At 38.4% G+C, this 11,815-nt stretch carries 9 protein-coding genes; 8 read left to right on the top strand and 1 reads right to left on the bottom strand.

The features are described 5' to 3' along the window. The first annotated feature begins 105 nt into the window (after positions 1-105). Together tnpA and LUD75_RS08880 are read left to right on the top strand one after the other, a co-directional pair. Positions 106-612, top strand: a complete 507-nt coding sequence (tnpA, locus tag LUD75_RS08885; protein WP_317207312.1) for an IS200/IS605 family transposase — start codon at positions 106-108, stop codon at positions 610-612. 98 nt (positions 613-710) lie between these two features. After that, complete coding sequence (locus LUD75_RS08880) at positions 711-1,475, top strand: class I SAM-dependent methyltransferase (RefSeq protein WP_232705319.1); 765 nt, start codon at positions 711-713, stop codon at positions 1,473-1,475. A gap of 15 nt (positions 1,476-1,490) precedes the next feature. Here the strand turns inward: LUD75_RS08880 and LUD75_RS08875 are convergent, their stop codons facing one another. Next, entirely contained in the window at positions 1,491-2,048 is a 558-nt protein-coding gene (locus LUD75_RS08875) for a hypothetical protein (RefSeq protein ID WP_232705318.1), read from the bottom strand. Between the two features lie 510 nt (positions 2,049-2,558). Between LUD75_RS08875 and LUD75_RS08870 the strand changes: the two genes are divergently transcribed. From LUD75_RS08870 to LUD75_RS08845, 6 genes are all read left to right on the top strand, one after another. Then, positions 2,559-3,707 (top strand): efflux RND transporter periplasmic adaptor subunit, encoded by a 1,149-nt coding sequence (locus LUD75_RS08870; RefSeq protein WP_232705317.1) that lies wholly within the window; start codon positions 2,559-2,561, stop codon positions 3,705-3,707. A gap of 103 nt (positions 3,708-3,810) precedes the next feature. Then, positions 3,811-6,957, top strand: a complete 3,147-nt coding sequence (locus LUD75_RS08865; RefSeq protein WP_232705316.1) for an efflux RND transporter permease subunit — start codon at positions 3,811-3,813, stop codon at positions 6,955-6,957. A gap of 65 nt (positions 6,958-7,022) precedes the next feature. Next, positions 7,023-8,420 (top strand): TolC family protein, encoded by a 1,398-nt coding sequence (locus tag LUD75_RS08860; protein ID WP_232705315.1) that lies wholly within the window; start codon positions 7,023-7,025, stop codon positions 8,418-8,420. Positions 8,421-8,536: 116 nt separating this feature from the next. Beyond that, positions 8,537-9,229, top strand: a complete 693-nt coding sequence (locus LUD75_RS08855) for an AIM24 family protein (protein ID WP_232705314.1) — start codon at positions 8,537-8,539, stop codon at positions 9,227-9,229. 248 nt (positions 9,230-9,477) lie between these two features. After that, on the top strand, positions 9,478-10,323 hold the full coding sequence (locus LUD75_RS08850; RefSeq protein WP_232705313.1) for an AraC family transcriptional regulator: 846 nt from the start codon (positions 9,478-9,480) through the stop codon (positions 10,321-10,323). A gap of 88 nt (positions 10,324-10,411) precedes the next feature. Beyond that, positions 10,412-11,722 (top strand): TolC family protein, encoded by a 1,311-nt coding sequence (locus LUD75_RS08845; protein WP_232705312.1) that lies wholly within the window; start codon positions 10,412-10,414, stop codon positions 11,720-11,722. Positions 11,723-11,815: the final 93 nt, after the last annotated feature.

The raw sequence follows: 11,815 nt of genomic DNA, 5'->3' as shown, positions 1-11,815 counted from the left end.
ATATCGGTAGGATTTGTAGTTTAAAGAAGTATTTAAAGCGACGAAGTCGTAACATATCGGTAGTAGCAAAACATTTATGATTTAGAAAAGGTGCAAAGCACCGAAATGTTGGTAATAAATACGATCAATAATACTGTAATTATGGCAGATTCCAACGCAACCTACTCACAAATACACATTCAACTAATTTTCGCTGTTAAATTCAGAGACTCAATAATCAAAACACATTGGAAGGAAGAGCTATACAGATATATTACCGGAATCGTACAAAATAATAATCATAAACTTTTGTGCATTAATGGAATGCCGGATCATATTCATATTCTGATTGGACTAAGGCCAAACCAATCTATTTCCGAATTAGTAAATCAGATTAAAAGTAATTCGTCAAAATGGATTAATGAAAGTCGGTTTTCTGCTTCAAGATTCGAATGGCAAAAGGGTTACGGTGTATTTTCTTATGGAAAGTCTCAAATTTCGAACGTTATAAATTATATTAATAATCAGGAAATTCATCATCAGAAAAAATCATTTAAAGATGAATATCTGGAATTTTTGAATAAATTTGAAGTCGAATTTAATGAAGAATATATTTTTAATGAATTGATGTGATAAACCGACATCTCGGTGCTTCGCACCTTTTTTTAATAAACGTCATTCTAATTTTCTACCAACATTTCGCGACTTCGTCGCTTCCATAAAACTATAAATTGAAAAAGTTTACCAAATTTCTACTGAATAAGATTCCAAGACCAATGCTTATTAATCTGAGCATTTTTTTACGTCCGTTGATTGTTTTATTTTTCAAAGGCGATAATTTCACCGACCCGATTGATGGGAAATCTTATCGTAAATTTTTACCTTACGGCTACGGAAAACAACGCTCGAATGCACTTTCGCCTGGAACTTTGTCTTTGGAGAGACACCGCCAGATGTGGCTGTATCTTCAAAACGAAACTGACTTTTTCACAGCTAATCTGAAAGTTCTTCACATCGCTCCAGAACAGGAATTTTTGAGGAAATTCAAAAAGATGAAAAATCTCGATTACACTTCAGCCGATCTTTTCTCACCGATTGTGGATGTGAAAGCAGATATTTTGGATTTACCTTTTGAAGATAATACTTACGACGTCATCATCTGCAACCACGTTTTGGAACACATTGTTGATGATAGAAAAGCGATGTCCGAACTTTACCGCGTGATGAAACCCAATGGATGGGGAATTGTTCAGGTTCCGATGAAGAATTCGCTCGAAAAAACTTACGAAGATTTTACGATTACAGACCCAAAAGAACGTCAAAAACATTTCGGACAGTACGATCACGTTCGTTGGTATGGAATGGACTATTTTGATCGGTTAAGAAGTGTTGGTTTCGAAGCTTATGTTAATTTCTATTCTCAAAAATTCTCTGAAGCTGAAATCAAAAGATTTGGTCTTAATAAAAATGAGATTTTGCCGATTGTTAGGAAATAATATTTTTTTTTCTAATTATTTCTGGGTCAAAAAAGTCGAACGGTTGACCCAATAGTCGAATATTCCGACGCACAGATAATATATTCCGCCAAACAGCATATTCATCAAAATATCTTTATCGGAGTGGATGAGGTATAGCATTGACAAAAGTAGGATTAAGAACCACAACAACAGTTTTCCCGCGTAAACGCCAGCAACTCTGGCAACCATTTCCTCATCATTTATAGTTTGTGACTGGATAAGACATTGTATGAGCATCAAAAGATAGCCACATGTCAATTCTTCTTGCTGGAATAAATCGAAAGTGTAGAAGTAGGCAATCGCGCCTAAAGAAACCAGCCCGAAAATCAGGAATTTTAGAAACATTCCGCCTTTGAAACTTTTGGAGAAAATTAAAACCGAAAAAATAAAAAGCGGATAAACCAAAAATACGGAGTACAGCATATACTTGTAAATCAGTAATTCCGGCGTTTCTTCGCCATCGGAAATCCAGAATAATCTGAAATAGAGGAAGGAAAGGTAGAAGGAGTTGAGCGTGTAAAAGATTGGTAAATATTTGTTTTCCTTAGTCATTCCAATCATAGATTTTCAGTTTAGTTGAGTTACAAAAATTTACTTTTCCTACTGCTTCAAAGTTTCCATAAATCCTTAGAAGTATCAAATATCAAAATAAATTTCCACTTCACCAATTCATCTAATTTTTCAATTTATAATTGGTGGTACTCATAAGTAAAATTGGTAATTGATTCCGTAATTTAGGTAAGCTCTTTGTGATACATAGAACATACTTTTGTTCCTGCCAATTTCTCAATTTAATGAAACAATAATGAAATGGATTTTGGACATCAGTATAAATATTGAACTCTTTGAATAAATCAATATCGCAAATTAGTTCAAACATTTGTTTGATAACATTGTGTTAAATATTCATTAAAATTATTTTTTAACTTATTGGATGTCAGCAATAATAGTTTTTCTTGATTATATTTGATAGATATTATTATTGGATACATAATGTGTATTTTATATTTAATCAATAAATTTGAACGTTTGTTTGAAAACACATCTAAAAAATTAGTATTTATGAGGAATATCGCGCTTAGCTTTTTTGTTGTTGTAGGTCTTTTGACATCTTGTTCCAAGTCAGAAAACAAAGACGAGAAAAAAGAATTACCGCCTCAACCATATCAATATATCGTTGCAAAAAGTGGTCCCGCTGAAAATTTGACACAATATCCTGCCCGATTGGAAGGAATTGAAAATGTAGAAATCCGCCCGAAAATCGATGGTTTTGTAGAAAAAATCTACATCGATGAAGGCAGCCAGGTCAGCAAAGGACAACTGCTTTTCCTCATCAGAAATCCTCAGTACGAACAATCAGTTTTAGCATCTCAGGCAACGGTAAACAGTGCGAGAGCTGCCGTTGCAACTGCCCAAATGCAGGTCACAAAAACCAAACCTTTGGTTGATAAAAAGATCATCTCAGCATACGAGCTTCAAGCAGCAGAATTAGCATTGAAATCCGCAAAAGCTTCTTTGGCAGAAACGCAGGCGCAATTGACAAATGCTCAGGTAAATCAAGGTTATACCAAGCTTTATAGTCCGGTAAGTGGCGTTGTTGGAACATTGCCTTACAAAGCAGGAAGTTACATCAGCACAGCTACAACTCAACCATTGACAACCGTTTCCAATGTTTCAAAAATATTCGCTTATTTTTCAATTAATGAAAAACAACAATTGGAATTCTTCAAACACGCAGAAGGTGCCACAATCAAAGAAAAATTGAAAAATTCGCCTTTGGTGGATTTGGTTCTTTCCGACGGAAGCAAATATGATGAAAAAGGAAAAATCGAATCTATCAGTGGATTGGTTGATCCAAACACCGGTTCATTCTCAATGCGTGCAACGTTCCCGAATCCAAAAGGCCTTATCAGAAGTGGTTACAGCGCAACAGTTCAGCTTCCGAACAATTTAGAAAATGTAATTACCATCCCACAATCTGCCACTTACGAGCTACAAGGGAAAGTTTTTGTTTACCTGATTGGCGCTGAAAATAAAGTGAAATCGACAGAAATCAAAGTGGAAGATCTTCCGGATGGATTGACTTACGCAGTAACTTCCGGATTGAAGCAAGGTGATAAAGTTGTGGTTGAAGGTGTGGGTCTCCTGAAAGACGAGACTATTGTTGTTCCGAAAGAAACCACTTTGCAAAATGCGATCAGCAAAAAATAGTATTAGTCCTATCAATATATCAATATGAAAGTAAAACGAATTAAGATTTAACAATAATATTAAAGTCTTTTTTCTATCATCTTTCCTCTCTTAGTCTAATTATATGTTTAAAAAATTTATAGAACGTCCGGTATTATCCACCGTAATTTCCATTATCATCGTGATTCTCGGTGTTTTGGGAATTGTGACTTTGCCGGTTTCTCAATATCCCGATATTGCGCCGCCAACGGTCGTGGTGAACACAAGTTATCAAGGTGCAAATGCCGACGTGATCCTCAAAAGTGTAATCGTTCCCCTGGAGGAGCAGATCAATGGGGTGGAAGGAATGACTTATATGACCTCTTCTGCAACCAATGATGGTTCTGGATCGGTAACTGTCTATTTCAAGCAGGGAGTGAATCCTGATATTGCGGCGGTTAACGTTCAAAACAGGGTTTCCAGAGCGAATTCATTGTTGCCAAGAGAGGTAACGCAAGCCGGAGTTACGGTAACGAAAAGACAAAGTTCAAACGTATTGATTTTCTCGCTCTACAGTGAGAATCCTGCGTATGATATGACTTTTCTGCAAAATTATACTAACATCAACATCGTTCCGCAGATCAAAAGGGTGACTGGAGTTGGAGATGTGACGGTTTTCGGGTCTAAGGATTATTCGATAAGAATTTGGCTTGATCCAAACAAAATGGCATCTTACGGAATGGTTCCGTCCGACATCAGTACAATCTTAGCAGAGCAGAATATTGAAGCAGCACCAGGAAGTTTGGGCGACGAGAGCGACCAGAGTTTCAGATATACTTTAAAATATAAAGGGAGATTGACAGAAATTCCTGAATTCGACAATATCGTTATCAAAGCAACAGAAAACGGACAGACTTTAAAACTTAAAGACGTTGCTAGAGTAGAGCTTGGTGCGCAGGATTATACAGGAAGCAGTTTTACAGACGGTCATCCATCTATTGGTATGGCGGTTGCGCAGACTGCTGGATCTAATGCTCAGGATGTTATTAATCAATCGATTGCAGTTCTTGATAAAGCTCAGGAGTCTTTCCCGAAAGGAGTGCGATATGAAGCTTTGGTAAATGCAAATGACTTTTTAGATGCATCTATTGAGAAAGTAATTCATACGTTGTTTGAAGCATTTATTCTCGTATTTATCGTGGTTTTCCTTTTCTTACAGGATTGGCGTTCAACGTTGATTCCGGCAATTTCGGTTCCGGTGGCAATTGTTGGAACGTTCTTCTTTCTGAGTATTTTTGGATTTACGATTAATTTATTAACGCTTTTCGCATTGATCTTAGCAGTGGGAATTGTAGTCGATGATGCGATCGTGGTTGTAGAAGCCGTTCACAGTAAGCTGGAACAAGGCGAAAAATCTCCGCTTCGAGCATCCGTGACGGCGATGGATGAGATCAGTGGGGCGATTATCAGTATTACATTGGTAATGGCAGCAGTTTTCATTCCGGTAAGTTTTATTTCAGGATCAGCTGGAGTTTTCTACAAGCAGTTTGGTTTAACATTAGCAATTTCAATTATATTATCAGCCGTTAATGCCTTGACTTTAAGTCCCGCGTTATGTGCGATTTTCCTAAAACCTCATTCTCACGAAGAGCAGAAAAAGAATTTCCTTCAACGATTTTTTACCAATTTCAACATCATTTTTGATGCAATGGTAAAGAAATATACGCGTGGAATTTTATTTTTATTAAGAAAAAAATGGATGGCATTTGCAGGATTAGCTGTTTTTGCAGGAATCTTCGTTTGGCTAATGAATACCACACCGAAATCCTTCGTTCCAAGTGAAGATATGGGTGGGATTTTTATGGATATCTCGCTTCCTATCGGTTCCAATGAAAACCGAACGAAAGCAGTGATGCAAAAAGTGGAAGACATCGTTAAAAAACAACCGGAAGTTCTGCATATTTTCAAAGTTTCCGGTCGGGGAATGATCAGTGGAAGTGGCTCGAATAACGGAATGCTCATCGTAAAACTGAAAGACTGGAAAGACAGAACCGATAAAGGCACCGACCTTCAATCCTTCGTTGCGAGGATGTACAAGGAAACTGCCGGAATCAAGGATGCGAAGATGACTTTCTTCGGAAGACCAACTCTGCAAGGTTTTGGTAATGCCGCAGGTTTCGAAATGCAGATCCAAGATCAGAAAGGTGGAAGTATTGCTGACTTGACGAAAGTGACCAATGATTTTATTGATAAGATGAATCAGCAACCTGATATTCAAAGGACGTTTACATCATTCAATCCGAACTATCCGCAATATATGATTGATATTGATATTGCCGCGACCAAAGCTGCAGGATTCTCTGTCAATGATATTTTGAGTACAATGCAAGGTTATTACGGTGGTGTTTACGCGTCGAATGTCAATCTTTTCGGGAAACAATACCGTGTAATTTATCAGGCACCTTTTGAAGACAGAGAAAATCTGGAAAGTTTCAATATGGTTCAGGTAAGAAATTCAAATGGCGATATGGCGCCTTTAAGCAGATTCATCACGGCAAGAAGAGTTTATGGTCCGCAAGCTATTGGACGTTTCAATCTATTTACTGCAATCTCAATCAACGGAACACCAAACCCCGGTTTCTCTTCCGGAGATGCGATTACTACAGTGGAAAAAGTGGCAAAAGAAACTTTACCTCAAGGTTATGGCTACGAGTTTTCCGGATTGACGAGAGAAGAAGTTACAGCTGGTGGACAGACGGTTTACATTTTCATCTTGTGTTGTGTATTCGTTTATTTCCTTTTGGCAGCGCAATATGAGAGTTATATCTTACCATTTGCAGTAATGTTGTCATTGCCGGTTGGTTTGGCTGGTGTAATGATGTTCAGTAGCTGGATTGGTGGTTCTAATAATATTTACACGCAGATTTCATTAATTATGCTAATCGGACTCTTGGCAAAGAATGCGATTCTAATTGTAGAGTTTGCCCTCGATGCAAGGAAAAAAGGCTACACGATCGCACACGCGGCAATCAGTGGTGCTAAGCAAAGACTTCGTCCGATTTTGATGACCTCATTCGCGTTCATTTTCGGTTTGATTCCATTGGCGATTTCAACTGGAGCTGGAGCTGTCGGTAACCAATCCATCGGAATTGGAGCGATTGGAGGAATGCTTTTCGGAACTATATTCGGAGTGTTTTTTATTCCGATTTTGTTTGCAGTGTTTATGTATTTGCAGGAAAAAGTGAGCAGCAAAAAAGTGTCTGATAAATACGAAGGCGAACTAAGCGAATAACCAAAAGTTGAGAACAATGAAACGCATAGCGTTGCATATGACCTCTTTAAAATTAAATCTAACAGATGAATTTAAAAAATCTAATCATATTAGCAGGTGTCGCTGGTTTCTTTTACTCGTGTAAAGTCACAGATACTTATAAAACTCCCGAGGTAGAGCAAAGCCGAAAGGACAATCTCTTCCGACAAAAAACCAATAGTGACAGCACGTCTGTTGCAAATGTAGGTTGGAAGCAGATTTTCACCGATGAAAAACTTCAAGGGATTATCAATAAGACTATTCAGAACAATCTGGATTTAAAAATAGCCGTTACTAGGATTCAGGAAGCCAGCGCGGTTTTCAAACAATCCAAACTTCAAAATCTTCCAAGTGTAGATGGTGTTGCTTCTATCACGGAAACTAAAAATAGTGGCGCAGCACAAGGTGGCAATTTTGTAATGCCCGATTTGTTGGTTTACAGATTGGGGATTTCCACAGGTTGGGAAATAGATGTTTGGGGAAGAATCAAAGCGCTGAAAAACTCAGCTTACGCAGGATTTCTTCAGACCGATGCGGCGAAACGTGCTGTTCAGACGCAAATGGTTGCGCAGGCCGCCAGTTTGTACTATCAATTGATTTCTTTGGATAAACAATTGGAAATCACCAAGCAAACCATCGAACTCCGTAAAAAAGATGTGGAAACTGTCGAGCTTTTGATGCACGCCGCTTATTTGACCGGCGCAGATGTGGAGCAGAGCAAGGCCAATCTTTATTCAGCACAGTTGACGGTTCCGGATTTGGAACTGCAAATCCAACAGACAGAAAATGCCTTGACTATTTTGATGAATGACAATCCGCAATCCATCGAGAGAAATTCCATTGATTCCCAAGTCGTTTACACCGATTTGAAAACCGGAGTTCCTGCATCACTACTGAAAAACCGTCCCGATGTTCAGGCTGCAGAATTGACCTTCCGACAAGCTTTCGAAAACAAAAATATGGCAATGGCGCAGGTTTATCCTACCATCAGCATCACGGGAACTTTGGGCTTATCGTCCAGAACTTTGGAAAGTTTTTTCACCAATTCTTTGTTTTACACACTCGGAGGAACGGTAACGCAGAATATCTTCCAAATGGGAACCAGAAAAGCACAGGTCAGAATAATGGAAGCGCGAAAAATGCAGGCCTACTATACATTTGAAAAGACATTATTGACAGCAGGTTCCGAAGTTTCAAACTCATTACTGTCTTACCAAAAAGCGAAAGAAAAAGAAAGCACAAGACAACTTCAAATCCAGTCTTTGGAAAAAGCACTGGAATACAACAAGGAATTGTTAACCTACTCATCCAATACCAATTACGTGAATGTGTTGACATCCGAGCAATCCTTACTGCAAGCCAGACTTTCCGGCGTGAATGACAAATTGCAACAATTGCAGGCCGTTACCGAATTCTACAGAGCACTCGGAGGCGGACAATTTTAGAGACCAAATTTTTACCTATTATATTTAAAACCTGACAATTTTGTTGGGTTTTTCTTTATTTAATATTAATCCTATCAAAAAAATCCTTAGTTTGGTAAGACCAAAAAAAATAAAGTATGAGCAAATTTTCAATCGAAGCTTTCGTCAACGAGACCAAAGAAAATTCACAGGAAAAAGACTATTTCGAGCTGGAGAAACCAGAACTTCTCGAAATCAATCTGAACAATCAGGCAGTCTGGACAAAGGCCGGAAGTATGGTGGGCTACGTTGGGAACGTCAATTTCGAAAGACAAGGAATGCTTTCCGGCGGACTGGGCAACCTTCTCAAAAAAGCAATTTCGGGCGAAGGCACAAAACTGATGAAAGCCGAAGGAACCGGCAGATTGTACGTTGCAGACAACGGCAAAAAGGTAAGAATCCTACACCTTAATAACGAATCCATTTCAGTCAACGGAAACGACGTTTTGGCGCACGACCAAAGCATCAAAAGCGACATCAAAATGCTGAAAAGCATCGCAGGTGTAATGGCAGGCGGACTTTTCCAAGTAAAACTTACGGGAACCGGTCACATCGCCATCACAACCCACGGGCATCCATTGACACTTTTGGTAACACCAGAAAATCCAGTTTTCACAGACCCAAATGCAACAGTTGCGTGGTCCGGAAATCTGACACCAGAACTCAAAACCAACGTTTCCCTCAAAAGCCTCATCGGCAGAGGAAGTGGCGAAGAATTCCAAATGAAATTTTCCGGCAACGGTTGGGTGCTGATTCAGCCATACGAGGAAGTTTACGTCGTAACAAAATAAATTTTTAGGAGCTTAATCCCGCTATTCGCTATATCTTTTTTGTCTTCAGCGTTTTGTCATTAGTAGAACATTTCACGAAAGACAAAAAAGGATGCCGCTACTATCGGGGCTATGAATGTCCAAAACCTCAGGGAGTTTTCTCTGAGGTTTTTTGTTTAGTTTTCCTCATTATAGAATCAATTAATCTCTAATTTCTAAAATCTAATCTCTAACTTCTGTTCAAAATTAGAAATCGTTAAATTTGCCCAATGTCTGCTTTAGAAAAATTCGGGGTCGAGATTTTTACGCAACACAATATCTTTGAAAGAATCTCCGCCGACAAACCTTTCCGTCCCGATAATCCTGCTTTTATCTTTATCAGAAGCGGTTCTATTAAACTGCGACAGCATTTCAGCGATCTCGAGCTGTCTGCCAATATGTTTATGGTGACCGACCCGCAGACTGTTTACGAACTCATTTCCGTAAGTGACGATTTCCAATCGAGAATGGTTTCTTATAAGAGAGAATTTATTTCAGCTTTGTCATTGAAATTCAACCGTTTAATAACGTACCGATATTTCCGTCAGCAGATGAATGTGGGCGTTCCTTTTCATCAGGATGATATGGATGTAGTTTGGAAAAGTGTCAATTTTTTAAAATATATTCTCGATTCTCAGACAGAGATGACTTATAAAAAGGAAATGGTGGAGCACCTTTTCTCGGTTTTCTGTTACCAAATGGCTGGGATTATATCCAACGAGGACAGCAACTCAATGAATCAGATGTCGAGACAGGAGGAAATTGTTTTCGTTTTTCTCAATGATTTGGCTTCTCATCATCATAATGACAGAACGGTGGAATTCTATGCCGAACGTCAGTCGATTACAACCAGACATCTTTCGTCGGTGGTAAAAGCCATTACCGGAAAGTCGGCGAGTCAGATTATTGCTTTAATTGTAATCAATGAGGCAAAGGTTTTATTAAACTCTTCTAAAAAGCCTGTTTCAGAGATTTCGACAATACTTGGTTTCAGCGACCAGTATTCGTTTTCTCACTTTTTTAAGAAACATCTCGAGGTCAGCCCTTCCCAATACCGAAATCAGTTCGAAGGTTAAAATCCTACATTTGAACATCTTTTTCCAAATCTCAAACATTTGTTTGAGATTGCATCCGTCGTAACTTTGCTTCGTAAAACAAGGTAAAATGACAAAGAACATTAAAACAGCACTATCACTCGTGATAGCTATTTTTCCTACGCTGTTTTTTTCACAAGAAATAAAACAGATGACAGCGAATGAAGTTGCCGAACTGGCGCTTCAGAATCACTATCAGTTAAAAGTTTCTGCGCAGAATATCAATATTGCCAAACAGCAGACCGATATTACAAAACTTCGGAAACTTCCTTCAATCACAGCTTCAACAACTCAATTCTATTTAGGAAACGTAGTGGCAATCGACAAAGATTTCTCTAACTCAACCTCGATTCCGATGCCTCATTACGGAAGTACGTATGGTGTGCAGGCTACTCAACTGATTTTCAAAGGCGGATTGGTCAATAAATCAATTGAACTGGCAGGCCTTCGTGAACAGCTTTCTGAACTGGATTTAGAAAAGAATCAGCAGGATGTGAAATTTTTAGTGATATCTAATTATCTGGATGTTTATAAAATAATCAATCAACAATCGGTTTTTGATAATAATAAAAAACTGGCTCAGCAACGTTTGAAGAACATCAACGATTTTTACAAACAGGGAATGGTAACGAGAAATGAAGTCATCCGTGGGGAACTGGCGATTAAAAATCTTGACCAAAGCATTCTGACTTTAGCCAACAACAGAAAAATCCTTAATTACAATTTAAATATCGGTTTAGGATTGCCTGCCGATACCGAAATTATTCCGGTCGAAAATTTAGAAAATAAAGAATCGGGAATTGGAATGGATTATTATTTAAATCTTGCTCACGACAGTAATCCACAATTGAAATCTGCGCAAACCAACATCGGCGTTGCCGACAAAAATATTGAAATTATCAAAACCGACAGAATGCCCACGCTTTCCGGTTTTGGTGGGTACAGTCTGCAAAGGCCGATTACCAATAGAAATCCTGTATTGGATATGTATGCGAGCGGTTGGCAGGGTGGAATTTCTTTAAGCTACAACATCGATAATCTGTATAAAACCAAAGAAAAAGTAAAGCTGGGCGAATTCCAGAAAATACAGGCTAATGACGCTTTGACTTTTACCCAACAGAATATTGATATGAATGTAAACGCTTCTTACGTCAAATATCAGGAAGCGATTCAGCAGGCCGATATTTTAAATGATGCGAAAAGACTGGCGGAAGAAAACTATAAAATCACTGAAGCAAAATACCTCAATCAGTTGGCGGTGCAGGCGGAAATGATTGATGCGCAAAACCAGAAACTTCAGTCAGAACTAGACTTTGCGAATGCGGAAATCAATGTACTGTATCAATATTATAACTTATTGAAATCTACTGGGACACTTTGATTTGGCGTGTAAATTTTCAAAAGAATTTTTTCTTTGCCCCAACCCTAAAGGGAGGAAAAATTCTCTTAAAAATTGGTCAAAATTACACCCTTT

It is taken from the genome of Epilithonimonas sp. JDS, from assembly GCF_021261315.1.
Taxonomy (GTDB): Bacteria; Bacteroidota; Bacteroidia; order Flavobacteriales; family Weeksellaceae; genus Epilithonimonas.
Note: the sequence above shows the minus strand (reverse complement) of the source record. Positions and strands in the feature narration are given on the sequence as shown.